The following is a 15,873-nucleotide window of genomic DNA, read 5'->3' on the forward strand; positions in this document are numbered from 1 at the left end:
AGGGAAGTCCATACCTTAGCTTGCCCACAAATGACGCTAAGACGTATTTGTCATAACAGTTTCATGGTTATGTGCATAATCGCGCGACCGTGGAACACTCATTGTGCTGAAGTCATGACCCGAACCCAGAAAACCGTTTTCATCCTGGCGGCCATCGTGGCGCTGGTGCTTGGCCTGACCGTCTACCGTGTGCTGTCCGGTCCCGATCAGGGCGACCAGACCGCGCTCGTCGACGCAGGCATTATCCTTCTCCCGCAGAGCCGCACTGTGCCGGATCTCTCGCTCACCGATCAGGACGCCCAACCCCTTTCACTGAGCCAATTGAAGGGCAAATGGACGGTGCTGTTCTTCGGTTACACCTTCTGCCCGGACATCTGCCCGACCACCCTCGCCCAGTTGCGTCAGATCAAAAGCGAGCTGCCCAGTGAGGCCGTCGACAAACTGCGCATTGTGCTGGTCAGCGTCGATCCCGATCGCGACACCCCGCAACAGCTCAAGCAATACCTGGGGTATTTCGACAAGCAGTTCATCGGCCTGAGGGCGCCGGTGGATACGCTGCAGAAGCTGGCGAATGCCGTGAGCATCCCGTACATCCCGGCGGACACCAGCAAGCCGGGCTATACGGTCGACCACAGCGGCAACCTCGCCCTCCTGGGCCCCGACGGTACCCAGCGCGGCTTCATCCGCGCGCCGCTGAACAGTCAGAAGCTGGTAGCGCAGTTGCCGGGGCTGGTTGAGAGAAAGTAAGGACTGATGATCTCGGCGTTGCGCCGAGATCATTGGTGTGTGGCGATCAGAACGCCGGAACCACGGCGCCTTTGTACTTATCAACGATGAATGCCTTGGTTTCCGGGCTGTGCAGCGCGGCGACCAGTTTCTGGATGGCCGGGGCATCCTTGTTGTCTTCGCGGGTCACCAGGATGTTCGCGTATGGCGATTCCGCCCCTTCGATGATCAGCGCATCCTTGGTCGGATCAAGCTTGGCGGTCAGGGCGTAGTTGGTGTTGATCAGCGCCAGGTCCACCTGCGTCAGTACCCGTGGCAGGGTCGCGGCTTCGAGTTCGCGGAATTTCAAATTCTTCGGATTCTGCTGCACGTCGCTCGGCTTGGCGGTGATGCTGGTCGGATCCTTCAGGGTAATCAGACCAGCCTTGACCAGCAGCAACAGCGCGCGGCCCTCGTTGGTGGCGTCATTCGGGATGGCGACATTGGCGCCATCCGGCAGCTCGGCCAGGCTCTTGAGCTTGTCCGAGTACGCGCCAAACGGCTCGATGTGAACCTTGGCCACGCTCACCAGATGGGTGCCCTTGCCCTTGTTGAACTCATCCAGATATGGCTGATGCTGGAAGAAGTTGGCGTCCATGCGGTTCTGGTCGACCTGCACGTTCGGCTGAATGTAATCGTTGAACACCTTCACGTTCAGCGTCACGCCTTCCTTCGCCAGCATCGGCTTCACGAACTCGAGAATCTCGGCGTGTGGCACGGCGGAGGCCGCGACGGTCAAGGTCTCATCAGCATGGGCAGACAGCGCCGCCACAGCCGCAAATACAGCCAACAACTTCTTCATTTCTACTACTCCTGAAATGCACGCGCAGCGGCGTGCACCTGCCGGTCAGTGACCGGCGAATTCGGTTAACGGTGTGAAAAGTGCGCGACCAGTCTGTCGCCAACGGTTTGCAGGATCTGCACCAGCACCAGCAGCAATACGACCGTCACAAACATCACATCGTTCTGGAAGCGTTGATAGCCGTAGCGAATCGCCAGATCGCCCAGACCACCGGCGCCGACCGCACCGGCCATGGCCGTGAACGACACCAGCGCAATCGCAGTCACAGTGATCGCCGCGAGGATGCCCGGGCGTGCTTCAGGCAACAGCGCCTTGATCACGATCTGTCGAGTCGTGGCGCCCATCGCCTGAGTAGCCTCGATGATGCCGCGATCCACTTCCCGCAGGGCGGTTTCCACCAGGCGCGCGAAGAACGGCGTAGCGCCTGCGATCAATGGCGGCAGCGTGCCGAGAATGCCCAGCGAGGTGCCGGTGATGACTTCCGTCAGCGGCATCATCACGATCAGCAGGATGATGAACGGCAGCGCTCGCAGCATGTTCACGATCAAGCCGACGGTGGTGTAGACCGGCTTGTTCTCAAGCAACTGACGCGGCGAGGTCAGGAACATCAGCACGCCGAGCGGCAAGCCCAGCAATACGGTGAAGGCAAGCGAGACACCAAGCATGATCAGGGTGTCGCCGGTCGCCAGCCAGATTTCGTACCAGTCGACGTTGGAAAACAGGTTGAGAAAAGTGTCCATCAGCGCAGGACCTCCATGTGAACGTCGGCTGCGGTGAAGCGGGCGAACGCGGCGTCCATGTCACCACCGGTGATGGCCAGCGTCAGTTGCCCGTAAGGCGTGTCTTTGATGCGGTCGATACGGCCGGCCAGAATGCTGTAGTCCACGCCGGTTTCCCGCGCGACCGTTCCCAGCAATGGCGCGTAGGTCGCGTCGCCCTGAAACGTCAGGCGCACGATACGGCCCTGAACATGGGCGAAATCGCTGTTCAGCTGGTTTTCGTCGACTTCTTCGTCTTCCTGCACAAACCGGCGAGTGGTCGGGTGCTTGGGATGCAGAAACACATCGGCCACAGCGCCCTGTTCGACGATCACGCCCGCATCCATGACCGCCACCTGATCGCAGACGCGACGGATCACGTCCATTTCGTGAGTGATCAGTACGATGGTCAGCTGCAGTTCGCGATTGATCTCGGCCAGCAGCTGCAGCACCGATGCCGTGGTTTGTGGGTCGAGGGCGCTGGTGGCCTCGTCGCACAGCAGAATCTTTGGCTTGGTCGCCAGCGCTCGGGCGATGCCGACCCGCTGCTTCTGACCGCCAGATAACTGCGCTGGGTATTTTTTGGCGTGATCGGAAAGACCCACGCGGGCGAGCAGCTCGGCCACGCGCTGATCGATCAGCGCGCGGGACATGTCCCCGGCCAGCGTCAGCGGCATGGCGACGTTATCGGCCACCGTCTTGGACGACAGCAGATTGAAGTGCTGGAAGATCATGCCGACCTGGCGGCGGAAGCCGCGCAGACCGTCGGCGTCCAGTGCGGTGACATCGACGTCATCGACCAGGATCTTGCCGCCGCTCGGCGCTTCAAGGCGGTTGATCAGGCGCAGCATCGTGCTTTTGCCGGCGCCGGAGTGGCCGATCAGGCCAAACACCTGGCCGTTTTCGATGCGCAGGCTGGTGGGGTGCAGCGCGGGAATTTCCCGGTCGGCGACCCGATAGATTTTGTGGACGTTTTGGAACTCGATCACGGAGCGAACCTTGTGGGGCGCGTTGAAAAATCAGCGTGGAGACTCGGGCCTTCATCACGCTGCTGAGCGATGCCATTTCGGCTTCGGCTGGGTAAACCGGGCGCGCATTTTAGCCTGTGAAATCCGGGTTGGGCCCAGCCTTCTTAGCATTTATTTCGCACTGCACCTGCCGAATGGTCATATGGATGGCCGCCTGTCAGTCTGGCGATGGAAATCGAAGAATCGGAAAAACAAACGGAACGGCTGATTTCATCGTCAGTCATTTACTTAGCGCCTGAATATTGCCTGGCTGCATGTCAGGCATTTCCGCCTACGAGCTTCTGCTGCCTCCACGTCGTTGGAGGCTAAAAAAGGAGCCGTCCGAACTGAGGAGTTTTGCCTGATGAGTAAGAACACCAATCCACCTGTTAGCCCCAACGGCAACAGTGAACTGGCTGGCACTGACACGCTGGACCGTGGCAACACCAACGCCAAGATCGAAAGTCTTGAAACGTTCCGCTCCGACGCTACCGGCGAGGCTTTGCGCACCAATCAGGGCGTTAAGATCTCCGACAACCAGAACACGCTGAAAGTCGGATCGCGCGGCCCTTCGCTGCTCGAAGACTTCATCATGCGCGAGAAGATCACCCACTTTGACCATGAACGCATTCCGGAGCGCATTGTTCACGCGCGCGGTACCGCGGCCCACGGTTACTTCCAGACCTACGAGAACCATTCGGCGCTGTCCAAGGCGGAATTCCTGCGTGACCCGGGCAAGAAAACCCCGGTGTTCGTACGCTTTTCCACCGTTCAAGGCCCACGTGGCTCCGGCGATACCGTCCGTGACGTACGTGGCTTCGCGGTCAAGTTCTACACCGGCGAAGGCAACTACGACTTGGTCGGCAACAACATGCCGGTCTTCTTCATCCAGGACGCCATCAAGTTTCCCGATTTCGTACATGCCGTGAAGCCAGAGCCTCACAACGAAATCCCTACCGGCGGCTCGGCCCACGACACCTTCTGGGACTTCGTTTCCCTGGTGCCGGAATCCGCGCACATGGTGCTGTGGACCATGTCGGACCGTGCGATCCCGAAAAGCCTGCGCTCCATGCAGGGTTTCGGCATCCACACCTTCCGCATGATCAACACCGAAGGTAAGTCCTCGTTCGTCAAATTCCACTGGAAGCCCAAGTACGGCACCTGCTCCCTGGTGTGGGACGAAGCGCAAAAGCTTGCCGGCAAGGACACCGACTTCCATCGCCGCGACCTGTGGGAGTCCATTGAGATGGGCGACTACCCGGAATGGGAACTGGGCGTACAGATCGTCGCCGAGGAAGATGAGCACAAGTTCGACTTCGACCTTCTGGACCCGACCAAGATCATCCCGGAAGAGTTGGTGCCGGTAACGCCGCTGGGCAAAATGGTGCTTAACCGCAACCCGGACAACTACTTCGCCGAAACCGAGCAGGTTGCGTTCTGCCCAGGCCACGTCGTGCCGGGTATCGACTTCTCCAACGATCCACTGCTGCAGGGTCGTCTGTTTTCCTACACGGATACGCAGATCAGCCGATTGGGTGGGCCGAACTTCCACGAGATCCCGATCAACCGTCCGGTGTCGCCGAACCACAACAACCAGCGTGATGCGCAACACCGCACCACCATTGACAAGGGCCGTGCTTCCTACGAGCCTAACTCGATCGACGGCGGCTGGCCGAAAGAAACCCCTGCGGGTCCGCAGGATGGTGGCTTCGAGACTTATCACGAGCGCGTCTCGGCAGAGAAGGTGCGTGAGCGCAGCCCTTCATTTGGCGATCACTTCTCCCAGGCCACGCTGTTCTTCAACAGCATGAGCGAGCACGAGAAAGAGCACATCATCGCGGCGTACAGCTTCGAGCTGGGCAAGGTTGAGCGTGAGCATATCCGCGCACGTCAGGTGAACGAGATTCTCGCGAATATCGACCTCACCCTGGCTGCACGTGTGGCTGAAAACCTTGGCTTGCCGGCGCCGAAAGCAGCGACTGTTCAAGCGCAAAGCAACGGCAAGCTGAGCGTCGACAAGTCGCCGCTGCTGAGCCAGGCGAACCTGCTGCCTGCCGACATCGCTTCGCGCAAAGTTGCCATCCTGGTCGCCAATGGCGTCGACGACAAAGCGGTAGCGGCGATGAAAGCGGCGGTGGAAGCCGAAGGCGCACACGCCAAGGTGCTGGGTCCTACCTCCGCGCCGGTCAAGACCGCAGGCGGCGCGTCCCTGGCCGTTGACGCTTCGATGGAAGGTTTGCCATCGGTTGCGTTCGATGCCGTGTTCATCCCGGGCGGCGACGCTTCGATCAAAGCCCTGAGCGGCGACGGCGTGGCACTGCATTACGTGCTTGAGGCGTACAAGCACCTCAAAGCCATTGCTTACGCGGGTGATGCACAGAAACTGATCGACCTGCTGCGTCTGGAAGCCGATGCCGGCTTGCTGCCCGTTTCGGACAGCGCCTCGTTCAAGGCGTTTTTCGATGCGATCCAGCAGCACCGCGTCTGGGCTCGTGAGCTAAAAGCGAAGGCCATTCCTGCGTAATCTGCAGGACTAGCTGCAACAAAAAAGGCGTTGCCCGCGAGGGCAACGCCTTTTCTTTTGATCAAAAATCGATCAGAGCTGAGCGGGTTTCAGCACGATCTTCGCAGGCTCGGTTCGCTCGATTTCACGCTGCATCTGCAATTCGAAATCGGGGTTGATCTTCGTGACACGCTTGGTCAGCAAGGTCGCCAGCCAAGGGTAGTCGTCGGTGCGCGGCACCTGCACAGTGACGTCGCAATTGAAGGCTGTCACGTCTTCAGCGATGTCGCTCAGCTGACGTCGCAGCTGTTTCATGTCGCTGAGCTTCAGCTCGATGGTCGTGCTCTCGGCGCTCGGGTCGATTACTTTCGCCTTGCGCTTGGCTTCGGCAGCCCGCAGATCGGCTTCTGCCTTCTCCAGCTCGGCTTTACGGGCGTGGGCGATGGCACCGTTGACGCCGCTGGTCAGCGCCGGGGCTTTTGGCATCAAGGCACGGGCGCGGCTGAGCGCGGTGGCGGCAGCGTTCATGTCGCCCTTTTGCAGCACGATCTGGCTACGGCTCAGGTACGCCTCGGCCAATTGACGCTGGTACTGCTCGAGTCGGGGATCGTCCGGGGATTTGCTTTGCAGCGCGGCGAGTTGATCTTCGGCGGTCGCCAACTCGCTACTGGCGATATTCTGTTCCAGCTGCTGATAGGCATCGGGCGCAGCCACAGGCGCGGGCTGCTCGACGGGCTTGCTCTGGCAAGCGCTCAACAGAACGGAAAATGCAGCAAGCAGCAGATAACGGGATGCGAACGGCTTCATTCCTGCGATTCTCTATTTGCGCAAAAAACGAGCAAGTCTACACACAAGTGACTTGCACCGAAAATAACTGATGACTATCGGTGGGCGCGCAAGGAGTCATTGCACATTGCCGCCATTGGATTATTGCGGAGTATGACTCTACCCGCCACCCAAGGTTCTACCGCTTGGGCAAAAGGAAGCTGAGCAGAAACAACGCCGCTGCCGAGACCACGATGGACGGGCCTGCCGGGGTGTCCTTGAACCATGACAACGCCAGACCCGCGCACACCGCAATGACGCCGATGATGCTTGCCCCCAGGGCCATTTGCTCCGGCGAGCGGGCGTGACGCTGTGCCGCAGCGGCGGGGATGATCAACAGCGAGGTAATCAGCAACACGCCGACGATCTTCATGGCCACCGCGATGACCACCGCGATCAGCAGCATCAAGGTCATGCGCAGTGTCGCCACCGGCAGACCTTCAACCGTCGCGAGTTCTTCATGCACGGTGATGGCCAGCAGCGGTCGCCACAGCGCACAGATCAACACCAGCACCAACGCGCTGCCCGCGAGAATCCACGCCAGATCGTTCGGGCTGATGGCGAGCAGGTCGCCGAACAGATAGCCCATCAGGTCAATGCGCACGTCACGCATAAAGCTCAACACCACCAGCCCGAGGGACAAGGTGCTTGGCGCCAGAATGCCCAGCAGCGTGTCGGAGGCCAGCGGTTGACGCTGCTGCAGGGTCACCAGCAAAACCGCCAATAGCAGGCAACCCACGGTGACGGCGATCGTCGGACTGATGTCCAGCAGAAAGCCCAGCGCCACGCCGAGCAGCGCGGCATGGGACAGCGTGTCGCCGAAATAAGCCATGCGCCGCCAGACCACGAAGGACCCCAAAGGGCCTGCCACTACCGCTAACGCGAGGCCTGCGAGCAAGGCGTAAAGAAGAAAATCAGCCATGCTTGCAGCTGTCCCCGTGGTCGTGAGTGTGGGTATGAACGTGATCGTGGACTTGAGCGGGTTGGCAGACTTCGCCATGCAGGTCGTGCGCATGATCGTGATGGTGGTGATAGATCGCCAGGCTCGGCGCGTTCAGGCCGAACAGCTCAACGAAAGCCGGATCGTTACTGACCTGCTCGGGGTGACCGGAGCAGCACACGTGGCGATTGAGGCAGACCACTTGATCGGTGGTGCTCATCACAAGGTGCAGGTCATGGGAAACCATCAGCACACCGCATTGGTGCCGATTGCGCAGCTGAGTGATCAGCGCGTACAGCTCGGCCTGTCCGGCGACATCCACGCCCTGCACCGGCTCGTCGAGCACCAGCAGCTCCGGTTTGCGCAATAGCGCTCGCGCCAGCAGCACGCGCTGCATCTCGCCACCGGAGATCCCTTGCAGCGGGCTGTCGATGACTTTCTCGGCGCCGACCTCGACCAGCGCTGCCCGAGCGGTGTCGCGATCAACGCCGGGCACCAGCCGCAGGAAGCGCAGGACCGACAACGGGAGCGTGGCATCAATGTGCAGCTTTTGCGGCATGTAACCGACGCGCAGTTTCGGCTTGCGCCAGATCTCCCCCGAGTCAGCCTTGAGCAGCCCGAGCACGGCGCGCACCAGCGTGGTCTTGCCCGCCCCATTGGGGCCGATCAGGGTGACGATTTCGCCCGAGCTGACGCTCAGCTGAATGTTTTCCAGCACGCTCTGGCCGGCGCGGGTCACGCTGACGTCCTTCAGGCGGATCAGTGCATCGCTCATCAGGCGGCCTTGCATCCGGCACACACGCCAACGACTTCGACGGTCTGGGCTTCAACGTCAAAGCCCACCTCGTTGGCAGCGTCGACGATGGCGGCGCTGATGGTGGCGTGCTGCAACTCGATGGCGGCGTGACACTCGCGACAGATCAGGAACTGGCCCTGATGCGCGTGGGTGGGGTGATTGCAACCTGCGAAGGCGTTCAGCGACGCGATGCGGTGAACCAGACCGTTTTCCAGCAAGAAGTCCAGCGCGCGGTACACAGTAGGCGGCGCGGCGCGGCGGCCATCTTCTTCGCTGAGCACGGCGAGGATGTCGTAGGCGCCCAGCGGCTTGTGGCTCTGCCAGACCAGCTCCAGCACGCGACGACGCAGGGCCGTCAGGCGCAGGCCTTTGCCCGCGCACAGCGTGTCGGCTTCAGTGAGCGCACTGTGCACGCAGTGGGAGTGATCGTGGGGGCGACTGGCCAGGGGTGTTTTAGACATGAGCGGCGACGGCCTTTGAGAGAGACGTTATTATGTTACCCGTTCCTGCCCCCATGAGTGGTTATCGTGTCCCGACTTTTTTTACTTTTTGTCGTATTTATTACCGGTTTTTCAACCATCACTGCCGCTGAAGCAAACGTCCGCGTCCTGACCAGCATCAAGCCGCTTCAGCTGATCGCCGCGGCTGTGCAGGACGGAGTCGCGGTGCCGGAAGTCCTGCTTCCGCCGGGCGCATCCCCTCATAACTACGCGCTACGGCCGTCCGACGTACGGCGCGTACAGGAAGCCGATTTGCTCTACTGGATTGGCCCGGACATGGAGACGTTCCTGCCTCGCGTGTTGTCCGGGCGCAGCAAAGCCTCGGTCCCGGTCGAGTCGTTGCCCGGCATGCACCTGCGTCATTTCACCGCCAGCGCCGAGCATCACGATGATGACGAAGACGAGCATGACCACGATCATCGCCCGGGCAGCGTCGATGCGCACTTGTGGCTGTCGTCAGTCAATGCGCGGGTAATTGCGGCGAAGATGGCCGCTGACTTGAGCCAGGCCGATCCGGCCAATGCGGCGCGTTATGAGAGCAACGTCAAAGCCTTCAGCGCACGCCTTGACGCGCTGGACGCCAAAATCAAACAGCGGGTCGCCGGTATTTCAGGCAAGCAGTATTTCGTGTTCCACGAGGCGTTTGATTATTTCGAAGAAGCTTATGGGTTGAAGCATGCGGGCGTCTTTGCCGTCAGCAGCGAGGTTCAGCCGGGTGCTCAGCACGTCGCTGCCATGCGCGCGCGGTTGACCGAATTCGGCAAGACCTGCGTGTTCAGCGAGCCGCCTCTTCGCCCGCGTCTGGCCGACACGTTGAGTGCGGGTCTGCCGGTCAAACTGGCCGAGCTGGACGGATTGGGCGGCTATACACCCGCCACCGCCCAGGGTTATGAGCAATTGCTGAGCAAACTGGCGGATGATCTGGCGGGGTGTCTGGAAGGTTTGTAAGTGCTGGGCCGATGCCTTCGCGAGCAAGCTCACTCCTACAGTTGAACGCGGTCCCTGTGAGAGTGAGCTTGCTCACGAAGCTTTCTGATGTCTACAACGCAAACGGCAACGGGATATGGGTTTCCTGCCGCTGTTCCAGGCGTTTGCGGAATTCGTCCGGATCATGGATCAGCACGTCCTGGCCGGCGAAGGTTTCGGCGGCAATGAGGCGTGACAGCCAGAAGCGCACGCAACCCACACGCAGCATCGTCGACCACAGCTCGGCTTCGGCGGCTGTAAACGGCCTCAGCGCGGCATACGCACCCAGAAACGCCCGGGCGCGCGGCGCATCGATGGTGCCGTTCTCAAACGAGCACCAGTCATTCACCGCAATCGCCACGTCGTACAGCATCGGCCCGGAACAGGCGTTGTAGAAATCGATCACGCCCGTCAGGTGGGTGCCTTCGAACAGCGTGTTGTCGCGGAACAGGTCGGCGTGCAGATTGGCCCGCGGCAGCGCCATGATGGCCGCCTTGCGACGCTGAATTTCCTCGACGGCTTTGGTCAGCAGCGCGCCCTGCGCCTCGTCCAGGTGAGAGATGAAATTACCGCCCTCCTCCAGCATCCAGTCCAGACCACGGTCGGTTTTACGCTCGATAGTCGCGCTGCGTGTGGCCATGTGCATGTGCGCCATGAACTCGCCAATTTGCACGCAGTGCTGGGTGTTGGGTTCGGCCGGGTGCTTGCCGGACAGACGCGGTTGCAGCAGCGCCGGTTTGCCTTTCAGCTCGCGCAGGGCCTGGCCGTCGGTGGTGCGCAACGCGTAGGGCACGGGTAAGGTGGCGTCGTGAAGAACGTCCAGCAGCTCGATGAAAAACGGCATTTCCTGAACCGGGCCGCGCTCGACCAGGGTCAGCACGAACTCGCCCTGCTCCAGGCTGATGAAGAAATTGGTGTTTTCACTTCCAGCGGCAATGCCCTGAAAATCACGCAGGGCGCCAAGCCCGTACGGGGCGAGAAAAGCTTCCAGCTCGGGCCGAGCCAGGGGAGTAAAAACGGACATAGAAGACTGCCAGCAAGAGAGTGAATGTAGGGCGTTACCAGCTGAATAGTACCCATTGGGGTATCAGCATGTCCGGTTGATCCGAACGTATGAATTGACCACTTGTGCCGTCGGCGCGCACCAGATAATAAGGCTTGCCGTGTTTGGGCGTGATCTTCACGGCGTACACGAATCCGTTCGCACGATACTCCTTGATGAAGCCGTCGCTGTCCTGACGGATGGTCACATCAGGCTCTGCCGATGGCGCTTCGTCATCCGCCGCGACCGCCAGCCACGAACAGGCCAGCAACCCGCCGAGCAGTAACAGGCGATTCAGCGCGCGCATGATAACCTTGTGCCTTTGTCGTCAACGGTCCGCGCATTCTAGCGCCGACCCCGCCGAAAAGGTTGATCTTGCACATGAGTCTTGCGCCCCTCGTCCTGGTGGACGGTTCTTCTTATCTTTACCGCGCGTTCCATGCGCTGCCGCCGCTCATGACCTCCAAAGGCCTGCCCACCGGTGCGGTCAAGGGCGTGCTGAACATGCTCAAAAGCCTGCGCAGGCAATATCCTGAAAGCCCGTTTGCCGTGGTGTTCGACGCCAAGGGCGGGACGTTTCGCGACGCGCTCTACGGCGAATACAAAGCCAACCGCCCCAGCATGCCGGACGACATGCGCGTGCAGATCGACTTCCTGCACAACTGCGTGCGAGGCCTCGGCTACCCGCTGTTGTGCGTTGAAGGCGTGGAGGCCGATGACGTGATCGGCACATTGGCGCGCAGCAGCGCTGCCGCCGATCGCCCGGTGGTGATCTCCACCGGTGACAAGGACATGGCGCAGCTGGTCGACGGCCACATCACGCTGGTCAACACCATGACCGGCAGCGTGCTGGATGTCGCCGGCGTGAAAGAAAAGTTCGGCGTCGGCCCGGAACACATCATCGATTACCTGGCGCTGATGGGCGACAAGGTCGACAACATCCCCGGCGTGCCCGGTGTCGGTGAGAAAACCGCAGCAGGCCTGCTGGTGGGCATCAACGGCGGCCTGAAAGAGCTTTACGCGAACCTCGACAAAGTGGCAGCGCTGCCGCTTCGGGGCGCCAAATCCCTGCCGGCCAAGCTCGAAGAACACAAGGAGATGGCCTTCCTGTCCTACGAGCTGGCGACCATCAAGATCGACGTGCCGCTGGACATCGAGCTCGACGCTTTGCACTGCGGCGAGCCTGATCGTGAAGCGCTGATGGCGCTGTACACCGAGCTGGAATTCAAAAGCTGGATCACCGATCTGCAGCGTGATGCCCGCCAGGAAGGCGCGGAAGTCGTCCCCGCTGCCGAGCCGGCGCCGATCATCGAAGCCACGTACGAGCTCATTCTTGAGCAAACCCAATTCGACGACTGGCTGAAGAAGCTCAACGCCGCGCAGTTGTTCGCCTTCGTGGTGCAGAGCAACGGCACCGACGCCCAGCGCGCGCAGATCGTCGGCCTGTCATTTGCGATCAAGACCCACGAAGCCTGCTACATCCCACTGACCCATTCCTATATGGGGGTGCAGCAGCAACTGGATCGCGACGCGGTGCTGAAAGCGGTCAAGCCCATCCTGGAGGACGCGAGCAAAATCAAGGTCGGCCAGCACGCCAAGTTTGCGATCAACCTGCTGGCCAACTGCGCCATTGACGGCGACCAGAGCCAGGGCATCAACGTGCAGGGCGTCAAGTTCGACACGATGCTCGAATCCTACGTGCTCGACTCCACCGCGACGCGCCACGACCGTGACAGCCTGGTCGCCAAGTACCTGGATCACACGCCGGTCAATTTCCAGGACATCGCGGGCAAGGGTGCGAAACAGCTGAGTTTCGATCAGATCGCGCTGGAGCAGGCCGGCACCTATGCGGCTGAAGAGGCTGACCTGACGCTGCGCCTGCACGAGGTGCTGCAGGACAGGCTGGCGAAGACGCCGAGTCTGGCGCCGGTGCTGAACGACATCGAAATGCCGCTCATGCCCGTGTTGGCGCGCATCGAGCGTCAAGGCGCGCTGGTCGATGCCAATCTGCTGGGCAATCAGAGCGTCGAGCTGGGCAACAAAATGACCGAGCTTGAGCGCGAAGCGTTCGCCATCGCCGGTGAGGAATTCAATCTCGGCTCGCCCAAGCAGCTCGGGGTGATTCTCTATGAAAAGCTCGGCATGCCGATCATCAGCAAGACCGCCACCGGCCAGCCGTCCACGGCTGAAGCGGTGCTCGCTGAACTGGCCGAGCAGGAATATCCGCTGCCGAAAGTGCTGATGCAGTACCGCTCGATGAGCAAACTGAAGAGCACCTACACCGATCGCCTGCCTGAGCAGATCAACCCGCGCACCGGGCGAATTCACACCTCCTACCATCAGGCGGTGGCGGTGACCGGACGTTTGTCCTCCAGCGACCCGAACCTGCAGAACATCCCCATCCGGACCGCCGAGGGTCGTCGCATTCGTCAGGCGTTTGTCGCCCCCCAAGGCTACAAACTGCTGGCGGCGGACTACTCGCAGATCGAGCTGCGGATCATGGCGCATCTGGCCAAGGACGAAGGCTTGCTGCACGCCTTCCGCAACGACCTGGACGTGCACCGCGCAACGGCGGGTGAAGTGTTCGGTGTCGAACTGCCGGACGTGACCAACGACATGCGCCGCAGCGCCAAAGCGATCAACTTCGGCCTGATCTACGGCATGAGCGCGTTCGGGCTGGCCAAGCAGATTGGTGTTGATCGCAAGCAATCCCAGGCGTACGTGGATCGCTACTTCGCGCGCTATCCCGGCGTGCTGGATTACATGGAGCGCACCCGTGCGCAGGCGGCGGAACAAGGGTATGTCGAGACCATCTTCGGTCGTCGCCTGTACCTGCCGGACATCAACGCGAAGAATCAGGCGCTGCGCAAAGGTGCCGAACGCATGGCGATCAACGCGCCGATGCAAGGCACGGCGGCGGACATCATCAAACGGGCGATGGTCGCGGTGAACGGCTGGCTGGAAGACTCAGGTCTGGATGCTCGCGTCATCCTGCAGGTTCACGATGAACTGGTGCTGGAGGTGCATGAGGATCTGGTCGAGCAGATCAGCAAGGACATCCGCGTGCACATGAGCGGTGCCGCCGAGCTGGATGTTCCGCTGTTGGTTGAAGTGGGTGTGGGGAACAACTGGGACGAGGCCCATTGATACTGGTTTGCCGTTCCGATTCTGCAGGGAGTCGGAACCGCGCCATCATTAAATTTCCGCCGGTTTTGAACTTCGGCGGACAAAACCCGGTCTGAGTTTGCGAATGGCTGACGTAGCCATTCATGCTCCTATGTTGTGTTAAGTGTTGGCAGATATCCGGACCCCTTCCGAGAGGTCTGGACTTGGACCCCGAACTTCCCCTCCCCACATGAAGTCCGGGGTTTTTTTTGCCTGCGATTCAGGCCGCCGGTGCCTTGTCTTCCAGTTCCATCCAGTCCGCCAGCACGGTGTAAGCCTCTTCCAGGCCCATGCGCTTGGGTGCCGAGAACAGCTGGATGGTGATTGCGTCACCCCAACCGCGATGGATTTCCGACTGGACTTTGAGCAGCGTGTTTTTCGCCGCGCCGAAGGTCAGCTTGTCGGCTTTGGTCAGCAGAATATGCATCGGCATACCACTGGCGATGGCCCAGTCGAGCATCAAAAGGTCGAAGTCGGTCATCGGGTGGCGAATGTCCATCATCAGGATCAGCCCCTTCAGACTTTCACGGCCGCCCAGATAGGCTTCGAGGTGGCGCTGCCAGTGCAGCTTCAGCGGAATCGGCACTTTCGCGTAACCATAGCCAGGCAAGTCGACCAGACGGCGGTCGTCGTCCAGGCTGAAGAAGTTCAGCAGCTGGGTGCGGCCAGGGGTTTTCGACGTGCGCGCCAGGCTGGCGTGAGTCAGGGTGTTCAGCGCGCTGGATTTACCGGCGTTGGAGCGGCCGGCGAACGCGACTTCAAAGCCTTCGTCATCCGGGCATTGGTCGACTTTGGCAGCGCTGAGCATGAACTTGGCTTGTTGGCACAGGCCGAGAATAGGGTTCTTGAGTTGCATGGGATATCCGGTGAGGGCGTTGCGACGTGCGCGGCAACGGCGTGTCTTTTTCCGTTCAATGGGCGCGAGTATATAATGCCGCGGATTTTCATGTGTGCCTTGTCCTGCCCCCGCAAGGGTGTTGTCGACGCAAGAGCCCGCCCGGCATCTGCACTGAAACGTCCAAAAACAGGCCGCTTCTTCTCAAGCCAGCCCATCATGAGGGCCGTACTTTCAGCCGCATCGGATCAACCCATGAACGCATTTCTGTCGAGCCTGCTGTTGACCCTGAGCCTGAATGGCGTCGTGCAGGCCGCTGACTCGCCCGTGGGCGATCCGCTCGCCGGCCAAGGGAAAACAGCAGTCTGCGGCGCCTGCCATGGGCCCGACGGTAACAGCCTGGTGCCCATCTTTCCGAAGCTCGCCGGCCAGGGTGAGCGTTATCTGCTCAAGCAGCTGCACGACATCAAGGACGGCAAGCGGGTCGTGCTGGAAATGACTGGACAACTTAATCCGCTCACGGATCAGGACCTGGCCGATATCGCGGCTTACTACGCTGGTCAGAAAGGCAGTGTCGGCACTGCCGATCCCGATCTCGCCGCCCGAGGTGAAGCGCTGTTTCGCGGCGGCAAGCTCGATGAGGGCATGCCGGCCTGCATCGGCTGCCATTCTCCAGACGGCGCGGGCATTGCAACGGCAGGCTTTCCGCACGTGAGCGGGCAGCACGCCGATTACATCAAGAAACAGCTCACGGCGTTCCGCGAAGGTGACCGCACCAACGACGGCGACACGCGGGTCATGCGCACCATCGCCGCGAAGCTGAGCGACGAGGATATCGACGCGCTCGCGGCTTACATTCAAGGGCTGCATTGAGCGTCAGGACCGCGATCCTGACGGACACGGTTGGTAAAACAAATTGCCGACAGACCTGCCCGGACGGGCCAAAAAGGGTAGCGAACGGCTGCCCTT

15 protein-coding genes are annotated in these 15,873 nt (G+C 60.8%); 5 read left to right on the forward strand and 10 right to left on the reverse strand.

The genetic code is table 11. From position 1 onward, the window contains the following. Positions 1 to 114 precede the first annotated feature (114 nt). Positions 115 to 747 carry an SCO family protein gene (locus AC07RO_RS14215; RefSeq protein WP_346627327.1) on the forward strand — a complete coding sequence of 211 codons (633 nt, stop codon included), beginning with the start codon at positions 115 to 117 and terminating at the stop codon, positions 745 to 747. A 46-nt stretch (positions 748 to 793) separates the two neighbouring features. On the opposite strand, the gene AC07RO_RS14220 is transcribed toward AC07RO_RS14215, so the two are convergent. From AC07RO_RS14220 to AC07RO_RS14230, 3 genes are all read right to left on the reverse strand, one after another. Next, the gene (locus tag AC07RO_RS14220; RefSeq protein WP_495086318.1) at positions 794 to 1,567 is read right to left on the reverse strand and encodes a MetQ/NlpA family ABC transporter substrate-binding protein; all 774 of its coding nucleotides are present in this window, start codon (positions 1,565 to 1,567) and stop codon (positions 794 to 796) included. Positions 1,568 to 1,632: 65 nt separating this feature from the next. Next, a complete protein-coding gene (locus AC07RO_RS14225; protein ID WP_192174434.1) occupies positions 1,633 to 2,307 on the reverse strand; it encodes a methionine ABC transporter permease in 675 nt (224 codons plus the stop codon). Further along, positions 2,307 to 3,314 carry a methionine ABC transporter ATP-binding protein gene (locus AC07RO_RS14230; protein ID WP_495086319.1) on the reverse strand — a complete coding sequence of 336 codons (1,008 nt, stop codon included), beginning with the start codon at positions 3,312 to 3,314 and terminating at the stop codon, positions 2,307 to 2,309. Before AC07RO_RS14230 ends, AC07RO_RS14225 begins: the two co-directional genes overlap by 1 nt. Positions 3,315 to 3,696: 382 nt before the next feature. Between AC07RO_RS14230 and katE the strand changes: the two genes are divergently transcribed. Next, complete coding sequence (gene katE, locus AC07RO_RS14235) at positions 3,697 to 5,856, forward strand: catalase HPII (protein ID WP_495086320.1); 2,160 nt, start codon at positions 3,697 to 3,699, stop codon at positions 5,854 to 5,856. Positions 5,857 to 5,928: 72 nt separating this feature from the next. Here the strand turns inward: katE and AC07RO_RS14240 are convergent, their stop codons facing one another. From AC07RO_RS14240 to AC07RO_RS14255, 4 genes are all read right to left on the reverse strand, one after another. Further along, the gene (locus AC07RO_RS14240; RefSeq protein WP_282365480.1) at positions 5,929 to 6,642 is read right to left on the reverse strand and encodes a PA5502 family lipoprotein; all 714 of its coding nucleotides are present in this window, start codon (positions 6,640 to 6,642) and stop codon (positions 5,929 to 5,931) included. A 157-nt stretch (positions 6,643 to 6,799) separates the two neighbouring features. Continuing rightward, the gene (gene znuB, locus AC07RO_RS14245) at positions 6,800 to 7,582 is read right to left on the reverse strand and encodes a zinc ABC transporter permease subunit ZnuB (protein WP_172610143.1); all 783 of its coding nucleotides are present in this window, start codon (positions 7,580 to 7,582) and stop codon (positions 6,800 to 6,802) included. Then, positions 7,575 to 8,375, reverse strand: a complete 801-nt coding sequence (gene znuC, locus AC07RO_RS14250; protein WP_495086321.1) for a zinc ABC transporter ATP-binding protein ZnuC — start codon at positions 8,373 to 8,375, stop codon at positions 7,575 to 7,577. The genes znuB and znuC overlap by 8 nt, the downstream gene beginning before the upstream one ends. Next, entirely contained in the window at positions 8,375 to 8,857 is a 483-nt protein-coding gene (locus tag AC07RO_RS14255; protein WP_122534313.1) for a Fur family transcriptional regulator, read from the reverse strand. Before AC07RO_RS14255 ends, znuC begins: the two co-directional genes overlap by 1 nt. Before the next feature lie 57 nt (positions 8,858 to 8,914). Here AC07RO_RS14255 and znuA point away from each other — a divergent pair, with 57 nt between their 5' ends. Beyond that, positions 8,915 to 9,844 carry a zinc ABC transporter substrate-binding protein ZnuA gene (znuA, locus tag AC07RO_RS14260; protein ID WP_192174439.1) on the forward strand — a complete coding sequence of 310 codons (930 nt, stop codon included), beginning with the start codon at positions 8,915 to 8,917 and terminating at the stop codon, positions 9,842 to 9,844. Between the two features lie 91 nt (positions 9,845 to 9,935). Here znuA and AC07RO_RS14265 read toward each other — a convergent pair whose 3' ends face one another. Then, on the reverse strand, positions 9,936 to 10,886 hold the full coding sequence (locus tag AC07RO_RS14265) for a homoserine kinase (RefSeq protein ID WP_495086322.1): 951 nt from the start codon (positions 10,884 to 10,886) through the stop codon (positions 9,936 to 9,938). Between the two features lie 34 nt (positions 10,887 to 10,920). Further along, the gene (locus AC07RO_RS14270) at positions 10,921 to 11,211 is read right to left on the reverse strand and encodes a DUF2782 domain-containing protein (RefSeq protein WP_346628445.1); all 291 of its coding nucleotides are present in this window, start codon (positions 11,209 to 11,211) and stop codon (positions 10,921 to 10,923) included. A gap of 74 nt (positions 11,212 to 11,285) precedes the next feature. Here AC07RO_RS14270 and polA point away from each other — a divergent pair, with 74 nt between their 5' ends. Then, on the forward strand, positions 11,286 to 14,051 hold the full coding sequence (polA, locus tag AC07RO_RS14275) for a DNA polymerase I (RefSeq protein WP_282365484.1): 2,766 nt from the start codon (positions 11,286 to 11,288) through the stop codon (positions 14,049 to 14,051). Positions 14,052 to 14,289: 238 nt separating this feature from the next. On the opposite strand, the gene yihA is transcribed toward polA, so the two are convergent. Beyond that, entirely contained in the window at positions 14,290 to 14,925 is a 636-nt protein-coding gene (gene yihA / locus AC07RO_RS14280) for a ribosome biogenesis GTP-binding protein YihA/YsxC (protein WP_065987940.1), read from the reverse strand. Positions 14,926 to 15,159: 234 nt separating this feature from the next. On the opposite strand from yihA, the gene AC07RO_RS14285 reads away from it, so the two are divergent. Further along, the gene (locus AC07RO_RS14285) at positions 15,160 to 15,777 is read left to right on the forward strand and encodes a c-type cytochrome (RefSeq protein WP_495086323.1); all 618 of its coding nucleotides are present in this window, start codon (positions 15,160 to 15,162) and stop codon (positions 15,775 to 15,777) included. The last annotated feature ends 96 nt before the right edge of the window (positions 15,778 to 15,873 follow it).

The organism is Pseudomonas sp. GW821-FHT07F05 (assembly GCF_059418765.1).